Source organism: Marinitoga hydrogenitolerans DSM 16785 (genome assembly GCF_900129175.1).
Taxonomy (GTDB): Bacteria; Thermotogota; Thermotogae; order Petrotogales; family Petrotogaceae; genus Marinitoga; species Marinitoga hydrogenitolerans.
Genome location: NZ_FQUI01000002.1, coordinates 1 through 21,220, shown reverse-complemented (window position 1 = coordinate 21,220; position 21,220 = coordinate 1). Strand labels below are relative to the sequence as shown.

Annotated in this window: 23 protein-coding genes; 8 read left to right on the top strand and 15 right to left on the bottom strand. The window is 27.6% G+C overall.

The genetic code is table 11. The features are described 5' to 3' along the window. Positions 1-22 precede the first annotated feature (22 nt). From BUA62_RS00885 to BUA62_RS00875, 3 genes are read left to right on the top strand one after another with little or no spacing between them, the layout of a single operon-like run. Positions 23-1,678: a glycoside hydrolase family 36 protein gene (locus BUA62_RS00885; RefSeq protein WP_072862464.1), complete on the top strand. Its 1,656-nt coding sequence runs from the start codon at positions 23-25 to the stop codon at positions 1,676-1,678. After that, positions 1,671-2,633 carry a galactose-1-phosphate uridylyltransferase gene (gene galT, locus BUA62_RS00880; protein ID WP_072862462.1) on the top strand — a complete coding sequence of 321 codons (963 nt, stop codon included), beginning with the start codon at positions 1,671-1,673 and terminating at the stop codon, positions 2,631-2,633. The genes BUA62_RS00885 and galT overlap by 8 nt, the downstream gene beginning before the upstream one ends. After that, on the top strand, positions 2,626-3,687 hold the full coding sequence (locus BUA62_RS00875; protein ID WP_072862460.1) for a galactokinase: 1,062 nt from the start codon (positions 2,626-2,628) through the stop codon (positions 3,685-3,687). Before galT ends, BUA62_RS00875 begins: the two co-directional genes overlap by 8 nt. A gap of 42 nt (positions 3,688-3,729) precedes the next feature. Here BUA62_RS00875 and BUA62_RS00870 read toward each other — a convergent pair whose 3' ends face one another. Together BUA62_RS00870 and BUA62_RS00865 are read right to left on the bottom strand one after the other, a co-directional pair. Next, a complete protein-coding gene (locus BUA62_RS00870) occupies positions 3,730-4,302 on the bottom strand; it encodes a LysO family transporter (RefSeq protein ID WP_072862458.1) in 573 nt (190 codons plus the stop codon). Then, positions 4,299-4,571, bottom strand: coding sequence for a LysO family transporter (locus tag BUA62_RS00865; RefSeq protein WP_072862456.1), 273 nt, complete (start codon positions 4,569-4,571; stop codon positions 4,299-4,301). Before BUA62_RS00865 ends, BUA62_RS00870 begins: the two co-directional genes overlap by 4 nt. Before the next feature lie 298 nt (positions 4,572-4,869). Between BUA62_RS00865 and BUA62_RS11630 the strand changes: the two genes are divergently transcribed. Genes BUA62_RS11630 through BUA62_RS11310 form a run of 3 tightly spaced genes read left to right on the top strand, consistent with a single transcriptional unit; the run spans position 4,870 to position 6,497 of the window. After that, positions 4,870-5,385 (top strand): SLC5/6 family protein, encoded by a 516-nt coding sequence (locus tag BUA62_RS11630; protein ID WP_200782264.1) that lies wholly within the window; start codon positions 4,870-4,872, stop codon positions 5,383-5,385. Further along, positions 5,357-6,385: an SLC5/6 family protein gene (locus BUA62_RS00860; RefSeq protein ID WP_200782262.1), complete on the top strand. Its 1,029-nt coding sequence runs from the start codon at positions 5,357-5,359 to the stop codon at positions 6,383-6,385. The genes BUA62_RS11630 and BUA62_RS00860 overlap by 29 nt, the downstream gene beginning before the upstream one ends. Before the next feature lie 10 nt (positions 6,386-6,395). Further along, positions 6,396-6,497 (top strand): MetS family NSS transporter small subunit, encoded by a 102-nt coding sequence (locus BUA62_RS11310; RefSeq protein WP_143148299.1) that lies wholly within the window; start codon positions 6,396-6,398, stop codon positions 6,495-6,497. Between the two features lie 82 nt (positions 6,498-6,579). On the opposite strand, the gene BUA62_RS00855 is transcribed toward BUA62_RS11310, so the two are convergent. Genes BUA62_RS00855 through BUA62_RS00825 form a run of 7 tightly spaced genes read right to left on the bottom strand, consistent with a single transcriptional unit; the run spans position 6,580 to position 12,189 of the window. Further along, the gene (locus tag BUA62_RS00855) at positions 6,580-7,533 is read right to left on the bottom strand and encodes a sensor histidine kinase (protein WP_072862454.1); all 954 of its coding nucleotides are present in this window, start codon (positions 7,531-7,533) and stop codon (positions 6,580-6,582) included. Between the two features lies 1 nt (position 7,534). Further along, on the bottom strand, positions 7,535-8,212 hold the full coding sequence (locus tag BUA62_RS00850) for a response regulator transcription factor (RefSeq protein ID WP_072862452.1): 678 nt from the start codon (positions 8,210-8,212) through the stop codon (positions 7,535-7,537). Positions 8,213-8,222: 10 nt separating this feature from the next. Beyond that, positions 8,223-8,885 carry a phosphate signaling complex protein PhoU gene (gene phoU / locus BUA62_RS00845; protein WP_072862450.1) on the bottom strand — a complete coding sequence of 221 codons (663 nt, stop codon included), beginning with the start codon at positions 8,883-8,885 and terminating at the stop codon, positions 8,223-8,225. Positions 8,886-8,898: 13 nt separating this feature from the next. Continuing rightward, positions 8,899-9,678 (bottom strand): phosphate ABC transporter ATP-binding protein PstB, encoded by a 780-nt coding sequence (pstB, locus tag BUA62_RS00840; protein WP_072862448.1) that lies wholly within the window; start codon positions 9,676-9,678, stop codon positions 8,899-8,901. Beyond that, positions 9,668-10,492 carry a phosphate ABC transporter permease PstA gene (gene pstA, locus BUA62_RS00835; RefSeq protein ID WP_072862446.1) on the bottom strand — a complete coding sequence of 275 codons (825 nt, stop codon included), beginning with the start codon at positions 10,490-10,492 and terminating at the stop codon, positions 9,668-9,670. The genes pstB and pstA overlap by 11 nt, the downstream gene beginning before the upstream one ends. Further along, a complete protein-coding gene (gene pstC, locus BUA62_RS00830) occupies positions 10,489-11,349 on the bottom strand; it encodes a phosphate ABC transporter permease subunit PstC (protein ID WP_143148298.1) in 861 nt (286 codons plus the stop codon). Before pstC ends, pstA begins: the two co-directional genes overlap by 4 nt. A gap of 15 nt (positions 11,350-11,364) precedes the next feature. Beyond that, positions 11,365-12,189 carry a phosphate ABC transporter substrate-binding protein PstS family protein gene (locus BUA62_RS00825; protein ID WP_072862444.1) on the bottom strand — a complete coding sequence of 275 codons (825 nt, stop codon included), beginning with the start codon at positions 12,187-12,189 and terminating at the stop codon, positions 11,365-11,367. A 165-nt stretch (positions 12,190-12,354) separates the two neighbouring features. Here BUA62_RS00825 and BUA62_RS00820 point away from each other — a divergent pair, with 165 nt between their 5' ends. Then, a complete protein-coding gene (locus BUA62_RS00820) occupies positions 12,355-13,527 on the top strand; it encodes an iron-containing alcohol dehydrogenase (RefSeq protein ID WP_072862442.1) in 1,173 nt (390 codons plus the stop codon). A 225-nt stretch (positions 13,528-13,752) separates the two neighbouring features. Here the strand turns inward: BUA62_RS00820 and BUA62_RS00815 are convergent, their stop codons facing one another. Genes BUA62_RS00815 through BUA62_RS00795 form a run of 5 tightly spaced genes read right to left on the bottom strand, consistent with a single transcriptional unit; the run spans position 13,753 to position 18,685 of the window. Further along, the gene (locus tag BUA62_RS00815; RefSeq protein WP_072862440.1) at positions 13,753-14,628 is read right to left on the bottom strand and encodes a DMT family transporter; all 876 of its coding nucleotides are present in this window, start codon (positions 14,626-14,628) and stop codon (positions 13,753-13,755) included. A gap of 28 nt (positions 14,629-14,656) precedes the next feature. Further along, entirely contained in the window at positions 14,657-15,691 is a 1,035-nt protein-coding gene (gene queA / locus BUA62_RS00810; protein ID WP_072862438.1) for a tRNA preQ1(34) S-adenosylmethionine ribosyltransferase-isomerase QueA, read from the bottom strand. Positions 15,692-15,705: 14 nt separating this feature from the next. Next, a complete protein-coding gene (ychF, locus tag BUA62_RS00805) occupies positions 15,706-16,785 on the bottom strand; it encodes a redox-regulated ATPase YchF (protein WP_072862436.1) in 1,080 nt (359 codons plus the stop codon). Continuing rightward, entirely contained in the window at positions 16,782-17,243 is a 462-nt protein-coding gene (gene tsaE / locus BUA62_RS00800) for a tRNA (adenosine(37)-N6)-threonylcarbamoyltransferase complex ATPase subunit type 1 TsaE (RefSeq protein ID WP_159429480.1), read from the bottom strand. The genes ychF and tsaE overlap by 4 nt, the downstream gene beginning before the upstream one ends. After that, positions 17,213-18,685, bottom strand: a complete 1,473-nt coding sequence (locus BUA62_RS00795; protein ID WP_072862434.1) for an FGGY family carbohydrate kinase — start codon at positions 18,683-18,685, stop codon at positions 17,213-17,215. The genes tsaE and BUA62_RS00795 overlap by 31 nt, the downstream gene beginning before the upstream one ends. 177 nt (positions 18,686-18,862) lie before the next feature. On the opposite strand from BUA62_RS00795, the gene cysK reads away from it, so the two are divergent. After that, the gene (gene cysK, locus BUA62_RS00790; RefSeq protein WP_072862431.1) at positions 18,863-19,750 is read left to right on the top strand and encodes a cysteine synthase A; all 888 of its coding nucleotides are present in this window, start codon (positions 18,863-18,865) and stop codon (positions 19,748-19,750) included. Positions 19,751-19,876: 126 nt separating this feature from the next. Here the strand turns inward: cysK and BUA62_RS00785 are convergent. Then, the coding region (locus tag BUA62_RS00785) for an AAA-like domain-containing protein (RefSeq protein WP_072862429.1) at positions 19,877-21,220 on the bottom strand (1,344 nt) is incomplete at its 5' end.

Here is a 21,220-nt window from a genome sequence, read left to right as displayed (position 1 = left end):
TAAAAGGCATAGGAGGATTTACATGAAGATTTTAAACAATTTTTTTGATGGTGATTATTTAGAAATAAAAGAAACAGGGTATTCAATAAAATTCAAAGTAGAAAAAATTCCTGAAGGATTTATCATTAGAGGGAAAATAAAAGGTTTTTTAAATAAAATAGAATTATTTGAAGATAATGTTGAAGAGGAGTTATTAATCAATAATTGGCAAAGTTGGGGAGTAACAAAAAAAATAAATATTTTAAATTATAAAATAAAAAAAACAGATGAATGGAAAAACTACATGAAATATATTATACATCCTATGCCAGAGTATTTAGAAAAAAATATTATTTCTGATTATTTTTTGGGTAAAAAGAATAAATTATATGGCTTTTTGTCTTCAAAAATTGCTCATCCGTATTTTGAAATTAAGAATAATAAAATAATAGCGTGTTTAGAATATTTTGGGAAATATTCAGATGATTATATAGATATGGAACCTTTAATAATTTTAGAAAATAAAAAATTGGAAAAATTATTAGAAATTTATGCTGATTATGTGAAATTTGAGCTTAAGCCTAGATTCTTTAAATGGAATCCAAAGAAATGGTTTTCAGAATATCAGTATTTTGAAAAATTAACTTGGGAAGATGTAATAAAAAAATTAGAACTATTAAAAGAATATAATTATGAAATTTTTCAATTGGATAATTCATGGCAAGAGGATATAGGTGATTGGATACCAAAAAAAACATTTCCAACTTTTAATAGAATAGTAGAAAAAATAAAAAAATATGGATATAAATCAGGACTTTGGTTAGCTCCTTTTAGTGTTTCTGAAACATCAACTATTTTTCAAAATCATAGAGATTGGTTAGTGAAAAATAAAGATGGAAATCCAAAAATAGTATATTTTAATTTTGAAAAAAACATTTATGCGCTTGATGTAACTCATCCCGAAGTACAAATATATTTACATAACATTTTTAAGAAAATGAAAGAATATGGAATTCATTATTTTAAAATCGATTTTCTTTTTTCTGGAGCTGTTTCGGGGAAAAGATATTTAAATGTAACACCAATAGAAGCATATAATATAGGAATGAAAATTATTAGAGAAGCAACAAATGGAGATTTTCTTTTGGGAAGTGGTTCTCCACTTTTGCCATCAATTGGATATGTAGATGGAATGCAAATTAGTACTAATATTATACCTATATCTAATTTAGAATTTTCAAAATTCACACATTTGAATTCAAATTTTATTTTTAATAATATTATTACTAGGCATTTTATGAATGGAAAATGGTGGTGGAATGCGTCGGAATATATGAATATTGATAATAAGAAACTTGATAAAAATATTATTGAAATGTATTTATACATTTTAGCTATTTTAAATAATACATCCATCCAAAATAATACTTTTTTAAAAGAGATGAAAAGAAATAATTTTAATAATTTATTGGACTTTAGAAATAATATATCTTATGTAGGGGGATTTATGAATAATAATATATTTCATATAAATTCATATGATGTAAAATGGGGAAATATTAAGATGGAAATAAACTTAAATAAAATGAAATATCATATTACTTATGATGAAAATTATCCTAAACTAAATAAAAAAACTGTAATTAATAAAGATAAAAGGTTATTTCATTATTACGAAGAGAGTGATAATAATGCTTGAAAGAAGATATAATCCTATTACTGATGAATGGGTAATGATATCCTCATCACGGCAAAAAAGACCTAATCTTCCTAAAAATAGCTGTCCAATTTGTCCGGGAATATTAGAGTTACCTGATGAATATGATTTAGTAAGTTTTGAAAATAGATTCCCAGCTTTAAAAAAAGACGCTCCTGAAGTTAAAAAAGATAGTAGAGTATTGATACGTGATAAATCACAAGGTATTTGTGAAGTTGTTGTTTATACAGACAAGCATAATTCAGAATTGTCTCAAATGTCATTAAAACAAATTAGAAAATTAATAAATATGTGGTCAGATAGAACTAAAGAATTATCCTTATATAAATTTGTGAAATATGTTTTTATTTTTGAAAACAAAGGAAAGGAAGTAGGTGCAACATTACCACATCCACACGGGCAATTATATGCTTTTCCCTTTTTGCCACCCAGAATAAAAGTTAAAATGCAGTCTATGGAAAAATGGTATAAAGAAAAGGGAACTTGCGCTATTTGTGAAGTGGTTAAAGAAGAAAAAAAAAATGATGAAAGAATAGTTTATCAAACAGAAAATTTTATAGCTTTGGTTCCTTTCTATGCTAGATATCCTTACGAGATTCATGTATATCCAAAAAGACATGTAGAGGCAATTTATGAATTATCAAATAAAGAGAAAAAAGAATTTGCATATATATTAAAAATAATAACAAACAAATATAATGGATTATTTAACATGCCTTTCCCGTATATGATGATGTTTTTTCAAAAGCCGTTTAATATTGATAAAACAACACATTATTTTCATTTTCATGTTGAATTTATTTCACCAATGAGAGGACCAAATTTAATAAAATGGATTGCAAGTGTTGAAAGCGGCACATGGGCATTTATAAATCCAGTAGAACCAGAGCAAGCTGCTAAAAAGCTAAGAGGAATTGAGGTGGATATAGATGTATAAGGCACCAGGTCGTATTAATATTATTGGAGAACATACAGATTACAATGATGGTTATGTATTACCATTCGCTATTGATAAATATATATATTTGGATATAAAAAAATCAGATACTTATTTATTTCATTCAAAGAATTCTAATCAAGAAATTTCTTTAAAAAATTTGATGAAAACTGATACTTGGGCGGACTATATTATTGGAGTTATTCTGGAATTAGAAAAAAGAGCTGGTAAAATTCCGCCGTTTAAATTTTATATAGATTCAGATCTTCCCATTGGAGCAGGATTATCGAGTTCTGCAGCATTGGAAATAGCAGCAGCTTATGCATTAAATGACATTTTAGATTTGAATTTATCATTAAAAGACCTTGCTTTAATTGGATGGAAAGCAGAAAATAATTTTGTTGGTTTAAATTGCGGAATAATGGATCAATTTACAATTGCTTTAGCTAAAATAAACCATGCATTATTTATAGATACATATACACAAAAACATGAATTAATTCCTTTAGATTTAAAGGATTATAATTTCTATATAATAGATTCAGGTATCAAACACAAATTAGGAAATTCTGAATATAATACTAGAAGAAACCAATGTAAAAAGGCTTTAAATAAATTAAATAAAAATAGTTTTAGAGAAGTTGCTTATGAAGATTTAAAAAATTTAAATGGACTATTATTTAATAGAGTAAAACATATTTTAGATGAAAATAAACGCGTTCTAAAAACAATTGAGGCTTTAAAAAATAATAATATTGAACTAATAGGAAATTATCTCTTTGAATCACATAAAAGTTTAAAAGAATTATATGAAGTGTCTTGCGAAGAAATAGATTTTATAGTAGATTTTCTAAAAGATAAAGTTTTGGGTGCAAGGATTGTAGGTGGTGGATTTGGTGGCTCGGTCTTAGTATTATCAAAAAGTAATGAGTTTGAAATGTTAATTAATGAATTAAAATTTAAATATAAAAATAAATATAATATTGACTTATCTTATTTTAAGGTGAAAACCTCTAATGGAGTTGAATATTTCGAAGAGGATATGAATATTTAGAATTTTCTATATAAACAAATAAGCCTATAAGGCTTATTTGTCTTAAAAAATCAAAGATATTATTATAGGTACTGCAATAGAAACGATGACACCTTGTCCAAATCCAACTAAAGTATTTTCTTTTTTTGTTGATTTTGCAACTATTCCTAACAATGTATCCATTGTTGTAGCTCCACCTATTGATATAGCGCCCAACTCTGAAAATTTAGCGTACAAAGGTATAAAAATAATGCCTAATATTTCTCTAAAAACATTTGCAGTAAAAGAAATTGCTCCCAGAAAAGGGCTATATAATGAGCTTATCATAACTCCGGATAAAGAATACCATCCAAATCCTGCAGCAGCTCCCATTGCTTCTTTAAAAGACAAAGTAGAAAAAAATGAAACAAACCCTCCGAATATTAAACTTCCCATAATTAAAAGAAAAGATTGAATAAAAATAGTTTTTATACTCTTTTTTATTTTAAATAAGATGTTTTCTTCTGAACCAATATCAATACCAACTACAAAAACAAGACTCATTAATAAAATTGTAATTAAATTTGAAGGTAGATTAAAACTAATAAGATAACCGCTAATAATGCCGATAATTACAGCACTTAATAATAAAATCATTTTTTATCACTTCTTATAAACATTTTTTCATAAAGTGTTGTTAATATTACACTTCCTAAAATAGAAAATATTGCAATTAAAAGAGCCAAGTAACCTATTTCTGGTAATTTGGATATTAGATTTTGATCAGATCCTATTTCAAAACCCATAAAAAATAATAGTAAAACAGTTATGATAGTTACAGGTTTAAATTTTTTTATAAATATAAATTTACCTTTCATTCCTAATATTAAACCAGTTAAGAAAGATATTAAAATAATCCATAGCATTAATTTTCCCTCCCCTTAGTTTAAATCTATATAAAAAAATGGCAACCAATTCAAGGCTGCCACTCATATTATACCATAAATTTAATATTTTGTCAAATCAAAATTCGGTAAAAAATAATTTATTTTTTTCTTACGAATAAAAAGATTGACTTTTTAATTATTTTATGGTATTATATTCTTTGATTAACAATAGTGAAATAAATTTCATACCAATGTCATACAATTATTTAAAAAGTAATAAAAAAATGATTTTAGTAAGATTTATCACAATAATTTTACGAGAAAGGGGTGTTTTTTTGTGGCGAGGCAAAAGTGGGGCTCAAGATGGGCTTTTGTTTTGGCAGCAATAGGTTCAGCTGCAGGTTTAGGTAATGCATGGCGTTTTCCTTATATGGCATATTCTAATGGTGGAGGAGCTTTTTACATTCCTTATTTTATTGCTTTATTTTTAGCAGGCATTCCAATTTTAATGGCAGAATTTGGTATTGGTCAAGGATTGCAAAGTAGTGCGCCAAAAGCTTTAGGGAAAATATCAAAAGGTTCGGAATTCATAGGTTGGTGGGCTGTTTTAACAGGTGCTATTATTACATTTTATTATAATGTTATAATGGCTTGGATTTTTAATTATTTATATTTTTCTTTAGGAACAGCTTGGAAAGATGATCCTAAAGGATTTTTCTTTGGAGATTTTTTAAAATTAACAGATGGACCTGGACAGCTTGGAGGATTAAGATGGCCAATTGTTATAGGATTATTAATTATCTTGGTTATGGATTTATTTGATTTTGAGGAAGGGTACCGAATCAGTTGGTAAAACAGTTATGTGGACAGTACCTCTACCAATAGTATTATTAGTATTGTTGGGGATTAGGGGTATAACTTTACCAGGCGCAGCAACAGGTTTAAATTTCTTATTTGAACCAAATTTTGCTAAATTAGCTGATCCAAGGGTTTGGGCAAATGCTTTTGGACAAATTTTCTTTTCGTTAAGTGTTGCATTTGGTATAATGATTGCATATGGTAGCTATAATGATAAGAAAAATGATGTTGCTAACAATGCGATTATAACAGCTTTAGGGAATTCTGCAACGTCATTTTTAGCAGGTATAGCTGTATTTTCAGTTTTAGGATATATGGCTCAACAAATGAGTGTTCCTGTTGATGAGGTTGTTAGTGGCGGCATTGGATTAGCATTTGTTGTATATCCACAAGCAATTTCATTAATACCAGGCGGTATTATTGTACAGTCAATAATTGGATTAGCATTTTTTGTTATGTTATTAACTCTTGGTATAGATTCCGCATTTTCGTTAGTTGAAGCTATTGAAGCAGCAGCTGGTGATAAATTTAAAGTTAATAAGAAAGCTTTTTTAATTGGATTCTCAATCTTAGGATTTATATTTGGATTATTGTTTGCAACCCAAGGAGGTTTATATTGGTTAGATATAATTGATCATTTTATGGGTACATATGCACTTTTAGTTGTTGGTATTCTTGAATCAGTTATTATCGGTTGGTTATTTGGTGCAGATAAATTAAGAAAATATATTAATTCAGTTTCTGAAATTAAAATAGGGAAATGGTTTGATATATCATTAAAATATATAATACCTATTGTTTTAATTTTTATTCTTGGATTAAATATTCTTGATGAAATAAAAAATCCTTATGGAGGATATCCTTCATGGGCTTTAACTATAGGGTTCTTAGTTTTCATTGCTATTCCTATAATTGGTTTTATATTTGCTAAATTACCTTCAAGAGATGAAAAATATAATGAGAAAGTAACAAAAATTACTTTTGAGGAAGAATAGGGGTGAAAATATGTCTGGAAGTGCAATAGCTTTTATGATATTTGCAGGTGTTGTTTTGTTTGGTGGATTATCTTGGGCTCTTAATATAGCAGCAAAAGCAAATAAGAAATAGTACATCATTAAAAACATAGCGATATTACATTATCGCTATGTTTTTGATATTTAAAATAAAATAGAAAAGTAAAAATACAATCTCAATTCTTATTTTCTAAATAAATTGTAAATGTAGTTCCAATCATCCATTTCGAATCAAACTCTATTTTATATCCTGCAAGTTCACACAAATATTTGACTATAGCAAGACCTAAACCAGAACCTTTGGCATACTTTTTTGCATCAATACCTCTATAAAACCTTTCGAAAATTCTTGCTTTTTCATTATCTCTAATTCCAATACCATTATCTTTTACAACTATTTTATCTTTGTCTATTGTAATGTTTATTTCGGAATCATTGTGAGAATATTTTATAGAGTTAGAAACTAAATTTCTAATGATTGTATAAATAATAAAAGGGTCACCTGTTATATGCTTGATATTTGATTTGAAATTTATTTTTATATTTTTATTTTTTATTTTATTTTCTAGATCACTTCTAACTTCTTCAATTAAATTTTCCGGATCAAATATTTCTGTTTTAATCATATAACTCCCGAATTCTGCCATAGAAAGTAAAGTTAATTGGTCTAATATTCTTTCTATTCTTCTTAAGGCGTTTTTTGATTTTTTAATAATTTTTAAGGTGCTAGAATCGCTTATTATGTCTTCTAATAGAAAAATATTGCCTTTTGCTACTGAAAGAGGTGTTCTCAATTCATGAGATAGTGATGTTATAAAATCAGCTTTCACTTGTTTTAATAATTCTTTTTCGGTTTTATCTTCTATTATTAAAATTTCATCATTGCTTAGATAATTGATTTTGCAAAATTTACTAGTTCCTTGGAAAAAATATATAGTCGTTTCGATAAAAAAGTCTTTTCTTTCTAAAATGCTATTAACAAATAGATCAATTTCATTAAATGTCATAACACTAATAATCTCATGATTTTTTTTGAAACCATGAGATTTGGCCATAATATTGGCTTTTTCAATTTTCATTTTATTTAACTTTATAATCATTTCATTAATATAATCGAGTGCTCTATCCATTTTATTCACCTATAACTTCAGCAGATTTGTTGAATTTATACCCTAAATTCCTAATTGTTTTTATCCAATTTTTTCCAATTTTAGATCTAATCATACTTATATGAACATCTATAACTCTATCTGTAATAAAATCCTCACCATACCATATTTTATCAATAATGTCATTTCTTGTAAATATCTTTTCTGGATTTTTAGCTAATAAATATAATATTTCAAATTCTTTTGCTGTTAAATCGATTATTTTTCCTTTATATTTTACAGTATAATTATCTGAAAAAATTTCTAAATTTCCAAATTGTAGTTTTTCATCTTCATTCTTTAATCTTTTTAATAGCGCTCTTACTCGAGCTATTACTTCACGGGGGTTAAAAGGTTTAGTAATATAATCATCTGCGCCATTTTCTATACCAAATATTTTATCTCTATCAGTATTTTTAGCAGAGATTATTATTATGCCAGTATTTTTATTTTTTGCCCTTATGAAAGGTAAAATATCAATAGATTCACCATCAGGTAACATTACGTCTAATAATATAATATCCACATTGTTTTTGTTTAAAAAATCATTCATTTGATTAATAGATTCCACTTCATAGATAATATATTTTTCTATTTCTAAATAGGTTCTTAAAATATCTCTAATATCTTTATCATCTTCTACAATTAAGATCGAAGCCATATTTTTCCTCCTATAGGAAATTAGTTATTTTTTCACCTTTTTCAATATAAACAATTTCTTCACATAAATTAGTAACTTGATCAGAAACTCTTTCAATATCTCGGGCTATCAATACATAAGGAATTATAAGTTTTTCATCATATTTTCCATTTTTAAAATCATTTAAAATATCTTTTCTAATTTGAATTTCAAGATCATCAATTATATTATCTTTTTTCCATATTTCAATTGCTAATTCAACATTTCTCTCATTAAACGCTTTAAATACTTCTTTGAGCATCTCTAGTGAAAAACCTATCATTTTCAGTGTATCTTCATTTAGTAAAGCTGAAATATTGTTATCTTTAAATTCAAACACTTTTTGTGCTATATTGCATGAAAGGTCGCCAATTCTTTCAAGGTTATTAGAAAATTTTATCATAGTAATTATATATCTTAATTCTTTAGCTAAAGGGTTATATCTTGCAATTATCTGGTATACTTCATCTTCAATTTTTCTATTAATATCATCAATTTTATCATCTAAATCTATAACTCTTTTAGCTAAAGCTGCATCGTTAGTTTCCAAAGATTTTATAGCCATATTAAATGATTCTAGTATTAAAGAAAGCATTTTTGATATGTCAGCTTTTAATATTAAAACTTCATTTTCAAAATGATGTACATTTTGCATAATATAACCTCCATTATCCTATTCTTCCGTTTAAGTAATCTTCAGTTAATTGGTTTTTAGGTGATTTGATTATATCAGAAGTTAATCCTGATTCTATTAAATCGCCTTGATACATAAAATATAAATAATCAGAAATTCTTATAGCTTGAGAAAGATTATGTGTTACTATAATTATAGTATATTTTTCAACCAGCTCTTCAAGTAATCTTTCTATTCTTTGTGTTGCAATTGGGTCTAATGCGGATGTTGGTTCGTCTAGCAAGATCACTTCCGGGTCAACTGCAATAGCTCTTGCAATAACTAATCTTTGTTGTTGACCACCAGACAATGCGTTTGCTGATTTGTGTAGTTCATCTTTTACTTCATCCCATAAAGCAGCTTGTTTTAAAGATCTTTCTACAATTTCATCAATTTTATTTTTATTTTTAATTCCATGAATTTTTAATCCGAAAGCAACATTTTCATATATTGACATTGGAAATGGAACTGGTTTTTGAAAAACCATACCAACTTTCTTTCTATAAATAGTTAAATCTAAATCTTTATCATATATGTTTTTTTCTTCATATAATATTTCACCAGAGGTTCTATAATTTGGAATTTCATCGTTCATTCTATTTATGCTTCTTAACAACGTAGATTTTCCACAGCCAGAAGGCCCGATAATTGCACTTATCTTATTTCTTTTAAAATCGATATTTATATTTTTTAATGCTTGTTTTTTATCATACCATGCATTAAATTCCTTTATCTTTATTATAACATCTTTTTTTAAAATAACATTATTTTTCATTTAATTTCCTCCTTAATCTAAAAGCAATTGAATATATTACAAATACTAATAACATTAAAAAAGAAGCGGTACCTTTAGCCATCCATTGTGCATCATTGCCATAAGCCATTGCAATATTATAAATATGTGTTGGTAATGTCATAATAGGATCTTTGATAGATTTAGGCATATGTGTTGAATAAAATACAGCAGAAGTTAATAATACAGGGGCAGTTTCTCCCATAACTCTACCAGCACCGATCAATATAGCGGTTAGTATTCGAGATTTTGCAGATGGTATAATGACTTTATATATAACTTCTGTTTTATTAGCTCCTAATGCATATGCAGATTCTCTCATTGAATTTGGAATAGCCATTAAAGCTTCACGAGTTGCAGAAGAAATTATAGGTAATGACATTACAGATAATGTTAGAGCACCGGAAATTAAGGATGTCCTAAATCCCATCGTTATTGAAAATAATGCCAGTCCAAACAATCCATAAACGATAGAAGGAACCCCTGATAATGAAGTAATAGTTATATCTAAAAGACTCCCGATTTTATTATTACCATACTCAGATAAAAAAATACCAGTTATTACACCAAAAGGAATAGAGATTATTAATGTTAGAAATAACAAATAGAAAGTTCCTATAATAGCGGGAAATATCCCACCTTCTGTCATCATATTTTTAGGAAACTGTGTAAAAAAATCTATAGAAAAATATTTTATTCCATCTAATATTATAAAAATAAAAATAAAAACAATAGTAAAAAATGTTATATAACTTATTAATCTAAAAATAAAAGAAATTATTTTATCCTTTCTCATTTACTCCATCTCCTTGAAAGCCTTTTTGAAATTAGTGTTAGTATAAAAGAAATAGTTAAAAGGACAAGCCCAGAAGCAAATAATGCTGAGTAATGAATGCTGCCAATTTCAACTTCACCCATTTCACTAGCTATAGCTGCAGTCAAGGGCCTTACAGGATCAAATATAGAAAGGGGCAACATATTTGCGCCTCCAGCAGCCATTAATACAACCATAGTTTCACCAATTATTCTATTTATTGTTAATATAGCGGCATTAAAGATACCAGGTAAAGCGGCTTTTGAAACTACTTTAAATCCAGCTATAAATCTTGTAGTCCCTAATGCTAATGCCCCTTCTTTAAGACTAATATCAACTGAACTCATAGCTTCTTCCATTAATGATGCTGTATAGGGTAAAGAAAGAATAGTTAATCCAATAGAAGCTAATAATATATTTTCTGCTGACCAAGCACCAATTTCTAACATCCATGGAGAAATATAAATTATTAAAAACATACCTATAATTACTGATGGAACTCCAGATAATAGATCAATAGAAGATTTTATCATTCTTTTTTCAAATTCAGTTGCGTAATCATACATAAAAAAAGCTATAATATATCCAAGAGGTAAAACAATTAATGAAGAAACAATAGTTAATATAATAGAATTTAAAAGCATTGTTAGAATTCCAAAAGATGGTGGATCAAATGTTGGATACCAATCAAAGCTTGTAAATATTTCCATACCAGCTTTTTCTAAAGCTGGTATGGATTCTTTTATTACAAATCCAAATATTAATATTAATGCAATTATACCTGTTAAAGCGAATGTTTTTATTATTATAGAGTTTAATAAATGTTTTAATTCTCTCAAAAGAAACACTCCTTTTTAGAATCCATATGCTGCAATATAACCTGCTTTTTCAGCTAATTCTTGTCCTTTTTTTGATAATCCGAAAGTGATGTATTCTTTTATTACTCCACTTTCTGGCCAACCATTTGTTACATCTATAAACATATATAATGGTCTTGATATTGGATATTTTGAATTTAAAATATTTAATTTTGTAGGTTCTATTCCTTCAACTTTTAAAACTTTTACCTTGTCGGTTACATATCCTACTCCAACATAAGCAATAGCATAAGGGTTTCTAGATACTTGTTCAATTTCAAATTGTGTAGATTCTACCATCTTCACTGTTGGTGCCATTCTTTCCTTGTTTAAAACTTTCTTTTCAAAGGTTTCATATGTCCCAGAAGCTGTATTTCTTGAATAAATTACTATTCTTTTTTTAGGTAAATTAGGACTCACTTGATTCCATGTTCTCAATTTGCCGGTATATATGCCTTTTAAGGTTTCAAGAGATATTTTGTCAATACCTAATTTCGGATTTACTATTACAGCAATTCCATCATAAGCAATAACTATTGGAGCGAAATATTTTCCTTCTTTATTCATTTTTTCAATTTCTTTACTTTTTAAAAATCTACTTGCATTTGCGATGTCTGTAGTTCCATTAAATAAAGCAGCAATACCTGTAGATGATCCAGCCCCTTCTAAAGTAATTTCTAAATCAGGTTTTATTTTTTTTAATTCTTCTATCCATAATTGTGCAACTGGAAAAATTGTGTTAGACCCTTTAATTACTAATTTTTCAGAGAAAGATAAAACTAACAAACTTAATAATAATCCAACTAATAAAATTCTTTTCATGATTTTCAACCTCCTATATTTTATTTTGACGTCTTTATTATAGAATTATTAGTTTTTCTATATATTTATAAATATTAAGAAATGTTAAGGATAGGAATTTTAAATGTGAGAAAATTTGTGATATAATATAATTAGCAATGCAAATTATATTATGGGGGTGACTATATGAAGAATTTTGTTTTTCATAATCCAACGAAATTAATTTTTGGAAAAGAAACTATAAATGAAATTGGTGATGAAATTAAAAAATGTGGTATCAAGAAGGTTTTGTTACATTATGGTGGAGGTTCAATAAAAAACAATGGTGTTTATGAAAAGGTTCTAAAATCATTAAAAGAAAATAATATTGAATGGGTAGAAGTTTCTGGTGTAAAGCCAAATCCAAGGCTTTCAAAGGTATATGAAGGAATAGAAGTAGCAAAGAAAAATAATGTTGAAGGGATCCTCGCAGTTGGTGGAGGAAGTGTAATTGATTCAGCAAAAGCTATTGCAGGTGGTTTTTATTATGATGGTGATATTTGGGATGCATATTCTGGGAAATACTTTATAAAAAAAGCATTACCTCTGTTTACTGTTTTGACGATATCTGCAACTGGTTCTGAAATGAATGGTAATTCTGTAATAACAAAAGAAGAAACTAAACAAAAATGGGCAACTTCATCGAAAGAATTATATCCAAAAGTTTCAATTATAGATCCTACGGCTCAATTTTCTCTTCCGTTAAAACAAACAGTTAATGGTGCAGTAGATGCAATAAGTCATGTAATGGAATATTATTTTGATGGAACTAAAGATACTGAAATTCAAGATCAAATTGCTGAAGGAATAATTAGAACTGTCATATTTAGTACAGAAAAATTATTAAAAGATCCTAAAAATTATGAAGCAAGAGCGAATTTAGCTTGGAGTGCAACTCTAGCATTAAATGGATTATTACGAGCGGGTTCTAATGGTGGAGATTGGGCAAGTCATGCTTTAGAACATTCAGTATCTGCTTTATTTGATATAGCTCATGGGGAAGGTTTAGCTATAATATTTCCAGCATGGCTAGAATACGTAAAAAATGAATATATTGAGAAGTTTGATAGATTCGCAAAAGAAATATTTAATATTGATACAGGAAATTCCGCTATAGACGCTGATTTAGGACTTCGAGTGTTAAAAGAATGGTATAAAAGAATAGGACAACCAGTATCTTTAAAAGAAATCGGAGCGACAGAAAAGGATATTGAAAGATTGGTAGAAAATGCTGTTCAAAGTAGTCCTATGGGAAAATTGAAAAAATTAGAAGAAGAAGAAATTAGAGAAATATATTATATAGCTTTTAATAATATGTAATATAATACATTCCATAAAAATCTTTTTAAGTGTGTTTAGATATTTTTACTAAAATTAAAATAGGCACTCTCTATTTTAACGGAGTGTGCCTATTTTAATATTTGTTCACAAATATTTATATGTTTTTACTAAAATCTTAAATTAAAAATCCTAATACCCACTGGAAGTGAGTGGTGATATTTTTTAAAATATCCTGAACATACTTTTTTTTATAGAAAAAAACATTTAGTCTCTAATTTCTGCAACATAGTTTCCTAATAGAACTAATATTGCACCAAATATTGTTAGAAGATTAGGATAATTTTTTAATAAAATAGCATCAGCAATAACAGTTACTATAGGTATAAAGAAAATTCCATTTGTAACAGTTTTTGCTCCTGCAAGCCTAATAGCCTTATTCCACCATATATATCCTAAAGCTGTACAAAAAACACTTAAGAAAATAAAGGCAATTATTATTTTTGGTTGAATCCATAATTCAAATAAAGGACATGTTCCATTACTTTTTAATTCCAAAAAAACAAAAGGTAAGAAAAACAGCATACCATAAAAATTAAGGTCTTTAGTTATAATTAAATTATCATGATGATGTAATTTCTCAATAAAAATAGTATAAAAAATCCACGCAAAAGATGCTCCAAACATTAATATATCTCCAAGAGGATTAAGTTTCAAAACAAATCTTCCATTTAATACAATAAAAGCAACTCCCAAAAAAGCAAGAAATGTACCCAAATATCTAATTTTATGAGAAAAAGTTTTTCTTATAATATCGGAAAAAAGTAAATACATTATAGGTGTTGCAGATATTATTAAAGAACCATTAGTGGCGGTGGTATATTGCAAAGCAGTATTTTCAAATAAAAAATATGTAGTAACTCCAAAAAAACCAGAGAGCATTACATAAATTAGCTCTTTTTTTGAATATTTTATATCTTTTCTAATAAAAATCATAAGAAAAATAGTAGAAATAAAAAATCTAAGAAAAGCTGCAGTAATTGGTGGAATAGTTTGAACAATTACTTTTGTTGCAACGAATGAAATACCCCAAAAAATTACAGTTACTAACATATATAATATACCTAAACTTTTGTTTGTCAAAATACCACCCCGATTCTTATAATTATTATTAATAAATGAACATGGAATCACCAAAAGAAAAAAATCTATATCTTTCATTAACAGCAGTTTTATACGCATTCATTATGAAATCATATCCACCAAAAGCGGATACTAACATTAATAATGTTGATTTAGGTAAATGAAAATTTGTAATTAAAGCATCAATTAATTTGAATTCATACGGCGGGTATATAAAAATATTTGTTGTTCCCATATAAGCCTTTTGTTTGGGTAAAGTGGCAATAGTTTCCAAAGTTCTTACAACTGTAGTACCTACACTAATTATTCTACCTTTGTTATTTTTATATTCATTAATTATTTTTACTGTTTCATTAGGAACTTCATAGTATTCTTCATGCATTTCGTGTTTCTCAATTGAATCAGCCTTTACAGGTCTAAATGTACCTAATCCAACGTGTAATGTTACTTCAGCAATTTTTATTCCTTTGTTTTTAATTTTTTCTATTAACTCATTAGTAAAATGTAATCCTGCAGTTGGAGCCGCCACAGCACCTTGCTTTTTAGCATAAGTTGTTTGATAACGTTCTTTAGGGCCATTATAATTTTTTATGTATGGCGGTAAAGGCATATTTCCTATTTTTTCAATTTCTTCCCATACATCTTTTTTAGATACAAAATGTATTATTCTTGATCCATCAGAATTATGTTGAATTATTTTAGCGTATAAATACTCGGAAAATTTTATTTCAGCCCCTTTTTTCAATTTTGATCCTGGTTTTACAAGAGCTTTCCAGGTATTTTCTTCAGGAGTTTTTTCTAATAATAAAACTTCTACGTTTGCACCTGTTGTTTTCTGTCCGTATAATCTTGCTGGAATAACTTTAGTATTGTTAATTACAAGTAAATCGTTAGGAGTTAAATAATCAACAATATCTCTAAACTTTCTATGTTCAATGCTTCTTTTGTCTCTATTTAAAACCATTAATTTAGAGGAATCTCTTGGTTCAACAGGTTTTTGTGCGATATAATCTTCTGGCAATTCATAATCAAAATCATTTACGGTATATAATGGTTTTCTCATATTACCCTCCATTTTTAAGCATTCGCTCTAATAGTTAATATATCACCATCTTTTACAATTTCTTCTTTTCCAGCTAATCTCCAAAGACCAGCTTTTTTCACTTCTTCTTCTGATCCTAATCTGATTAAATCATCATAATGCATAACTTCTGCTTTAACGAATCCTTTTTCTAAATCAGTATGTATTTTTCCTGCAGCTTTTTTCATAGTAGTTCCTTGGTTTATAGTCCATGCTCTTACTTCATCTTCCCCAACAGTAAAGAAAGTTATTAATCCTAAATGATCATAAACAGTTTTTGAAAGTCTGTCGATTCCGGGCCTTTCAATTCCAAGTTCTTTCATAAATTCTTCTCTTTCATCATCATCAAGTTCTACCAAGTCAGCTTCAGTTCTTCCACAAATTTCTATATATGCAAAATTTTCTTCTTTGCATGAATTAACTAACACTTCTTTTTCTGGGTATTTTTCTTCCATTAATTGGTCTTCATCAACATTTACTACAACTATTATTGGTTTTAAAGTAAATAAAGCGAGAGAACTTATTAATTTTTTATCTTCATCACTTAACTCAACTTTAGAAGCAAACTTTCCATCTTCCAATATTGGTTTTATTTCTTCTAAAATTTTTACCTGTCTTTCTTCTTCTTTTGTAGGTTTCTTTTTTTTATTTTGTTCTATAAGTCTTGATAGCCGATTTTCAACAACTTCTAAATCCCTAATAATCATTTCAGTTTTTAAAGTATCAAGTTGATCAACAGGATTCTCTGCACCTTCAGGAAATGGTACTGAATCGTTTTTAAATGCCCTAATAACGAGTATTATTGCGTCGACAGTTTGAATCATCTGTAAAATTCTATTTTTTTCTTTTCTATCAGCTGAAGTATTATAACTTGGAATATCAATAAAATTTAAAGTAGCATGAACGGTTTTTTTGGGATTATACATAACGGTTAATTTTTCTAATCTCTCATCCATAACATTTGCTACTCTCTCTTCAGCATCTTGTTTATAACTACCATCATATGGTTTATTAGTCAATAATGAAAAAATTGTTGTTTTTCCAGTTAAAGGTAAACCTAAGATTCCGATTTTCATTTTAATTCCTCCTTTAATTTCTCGAATATATCTGTATATTTTTTTCCAACTGGTATTATTTCAATATCTCTAAAATTTATATCATCATTGTTATAAAACAAATGAATTTCAAGGCGTTCTTCGGGCAAATAGTATTCAAGACGTTCTGGCCACTCAATTAAATAAATTCCATCATTATCTTCAAACAATCCAATATATGGAATTTCTTCCGGATCTGATAATCTATACAAATCAGCATGATAAATTTTGATAGAATTATCATAGACCTTAACCAGGGCAAATGTTGGAGAAGTAACAGTTAAATTTTCATCCTTTAACAAATTTTTTATAAACCCTTTTGTAAAAGTGGTTTTTCCAGTACCTAAATCTCCATACAGTAATATTTTCATTCCAGGAAATGAGTGTTTTGATATTATTTGAGCAATTTTTAATAACTTATATTCGTTGATTTTATCCAACCTTTTGATCTTAATACTGCCTCCTTCCAAATATAATAGTTCTTTTCTAATATTTCATTATCTTTTGGCATTATCTTTATACCTGAAAATTGCAAATTTTTTATTTCATTAATAGAAAGATTTTTTGAACCAATAGCGGCCATAAAAGCTGCACCTAAAGCTGTGATCTCTTGAAAATCAGGAACAAAAATTTCTGCATTCAGTAAATCACTTTGTATCTCCATTAAAAGCTTGTTCTTAGTAGCTCCACCATCAACATTCATTTTCTTTATTTTCGTCCAAACTGCTTCTTGCATGGAATCTATAACATCTCTTACACTAAAAGCCACAGATTCTAAAGCGGCTCTAATAATATTTTCTTTTTTAGTTGCTCTTGTTAATCCTATAATTAGACCTCTGGCATCAGAATCCCAATAAGGAGTACCAAGACCACTTAATGCAGGAACAATATAAACTCCAGCATTATCTATACCCTTTGAATATATTTCAAGTTCATTATAATTATTAATTATTTCAATATCTTTTAACCATTTAAAAAACGCACCAACAGTAAAAATACTACCTTCAAGAGAGTAAATCACCTCATTTCCTATTTTCCAACCAATAGATGTTAACAATCCGGGATGGGGTTTAGGAGGAATAACTCCAGAATTCATTAAAACAAAAGCACCAGTACCATAAGTGCATTTTGCATCACCTATTTCAAAAGATCTTTGACCAAATAATGCAGATTGTTGGTCGCCAATCATCCCGTAAATTTTCGGTCCGAACTTTGTTTCAAAACCTTTTTCAATAGCAGTACCAACAATTTCAGGTAAAATATCTTTTGAAATTCCAAATGTGTTTAAAATCTCATCATCCCAATTAAGAGTATGTATATTCAATAATTGCGTTCTTGATGCATTTGACACATCAGTAACATGATGTCCTGTAAGTTTAAATGTCAACCAGGATTCAATAGTTCCAACCTTCAAATTTCCGTTTTTATAGGATTCTTTTACTTCTGGTACATTTTCTATCATCCATACGATTTTAGAACCTGAGAAATACGGGTCTTTTACCAATCCGGTTTTTCTTTTTACCTCACTCCAAAATTCAGCAGGATATCTATTAATTAATTCATCAGTTCTTCTGCATTGCCATACTATAGCATTTGTTAAAGGAGTTCCTGTATTTTTATCCCATGCAACAATAGTCTCTCTTTGATTGGTAATTCCAATTCCAATAATATTATTCCAGCTGATATTATTTCTTTCAACCACTTCAATCATAGTTTCTTCTGTTTTAAAATATAATTCATCAGCATCTTGTTCAACCCATCCTGGTTTTGGGTAAATCATATTTATTTCTTTTTGAGATGAATCGATTAAATTAAAATTCTCATCAAATAACAAAGTCCTTGTACTGCTTGTTCCTTCATCAATAGCTAAATAATAATTCATAAAATTCCCCCCTATCAATTAGTACTATTTAATATATTATAGCATAAATAAAATATATCTGTATTATAAAATTTGATAATAAAACTTGACTTTTTATATCGTATTTGATATAATAAAGATATAATTCGGATAAAATTTATCTTATTTTGTGATAAATTTCATTAAGGAGGGAGAAAAATGATTGATAGAGGAATTGGTGGAACACCTATAATAACACTTTCAAAAATTGTAAAACCTAACAAAGTATTTGTGAAACTTGAAAAAAATAATATAACAGGTAGTGTAAAAGATAGGGCAGCTTATTTCATGATAAGAAAAGCAGAAATAGATGGTGTATTAAACAAAGAAAAAAATATAATAGTTGAACCAACAAGTGGTAATACGGGAATCGCTTTAGCGGCAATTGGAAAAAATAAAGGTTATAGGGTAATATTAACAATGCCAGAAAGTATGAGCGTTGAAAGAAGAAAAATTCTGGAAAAATATGGAGCTGAATTGATACTAACTCCTGCAGATAAAGGTATGAAAGGATCTATAGAAAAAGCATTTGAAATAGTGAAGGAAAGAGATGCTTTTATGCCAAATCAATTTGAAAATCCTGCAAATATATTAGCTCATGAATTAACCACGGGTCCAGAAATACTAAAACAAATGGATTATAATTTAGATATTTTTGTAGCTGGTGTTGGTACTGGCGGAACAATAACTGGAGTTGGAAAGGTTTTGAAAAAATTTTTTAAAGATAAAATAAAAATAGTTGCAGTTGAGCCGGAAAATTCAGCTGTTATTTCAGGTAAAGAACCCGGGAAACATAAAATTCAAGGAATTGGTGCAGGATTTATTCCAAAGAATTTAGATGTAACAATATTAGATGAGGTAATCACAATGCAAGATGAAGAGGCATTTGAAATGCAAGATATTTTAGCTAAGAAAGAAGGTTTATTTGTAGGGATTTCAGCTGCTGCAAACATTTTGGCAGCAATTAAATTAGCACAAAAATTTCCTGAAAAAAAGATAGTAACAGTTGCACCAGATTCTGGAGATAAATATTTGAGTTTGATTTAAAAACTTCCAAACAAATGCCGGGTTCTTAAACCCGGTATTTTTATTTGTATGACAAATTTTTAATGTTGTACTTTCTAAGAATTCTTAAATTAATATATTTTTTTAAAAGTTAGATTTAGAATTGCTTTATTTTGCTTTTGAAGGATTTTCAAAATTGGTTTTTATAAACCAAATATTTAATTTTATTCCATTTTCTTCTTCTGTTATATATTCAAAATCTTTTATTGTATCTGAATAAATAACCAGCCATCCCTCTTTTAGCCCTTTTCTTTTTATATACTCTTTTATTTGTTTTTTTGATTTTTCATATTGATCTTCATCTATATTTGCTTTTATTTCTATTAAGTATTCTTCGTTGTTTAAATTTATCAATAAATCTATTCTTCCTCCGCCTATTTGTGTTTCCGGATATACTTTTCCATCTGCTGCTTCTACATATAAACTAAGAAATTGATCAAGATTGTATTGATATACACCTTCGTAATAGTTTCTGCCTTTGAACATTACTGCTCCTCTTGATTTTATATATTCTATATATCTTTTCATCAATTTGTTTAAATCCAGACTTCCATCTTTGTTTATATATTTTTTTATGCTTTCATCAAATGGTTTCATTTGCGATTTTTCTCCATTTATTTGTGGTTTAAATCTTGCATATAATGCTTTATAATACAACGGAACTTTTACACAGCATATACCTTCACAATTGTCTATTACTCCGTTTAAATATAAGAATTTTATGTTTTCATCATATATATTAAATTCCACATTATTTGGTTCAAATAATATTTTCATCATTAATTCTTTTTCTTTTTTTGCTTTGTTTATTATATTTGATATGTTTTTGTCTATATATACTCTCATATAATCATATAATGTTTTTTCAAAATGTTTTTCTGTTATTATTTTTTCTCCTTTTGCTTTTTTCATTACTAAATCATATGCAAGACCATTTGTTAATCCTGGTTGTCCTGCAGCGTTATGCCATATTAATTCTTTTACTTTTTCATCAAAAATTTGTCCTGTTTCTTTTTCGTGTTGTGAAAGTAAATCATATACTTGTTCTTTGGTAAAGTATGGCACTTCCAAATGTTCTGCTATGTTGAATGGACTAGCATTGTCTTCTAATATTCCGCTTAGATATCCTATGCTTATTAATATTACACTTCTGAGTTTGTATCCTTGCCTTGAATGATATATTTCTCTTATTGTATGTAAAAATTCATTCATTAATTCTTGATTATTCAATTTTTCAAATTCATCAATCATTAATATTATTTCTTTCTTTTGTTTTTCATATAAATCTATTATATATTCATCCAATTCATTTATTTTTTTTATTTTGTTATTCTCATATTGAATATTATAGGATACTTTTAAATAAAATTTGACTTTCCTATTTAAATATTCTATAAATTCTCTTTCTGTTTTTATACTTCCTATACTTTCAAAGGAGATAAATATTGGTAA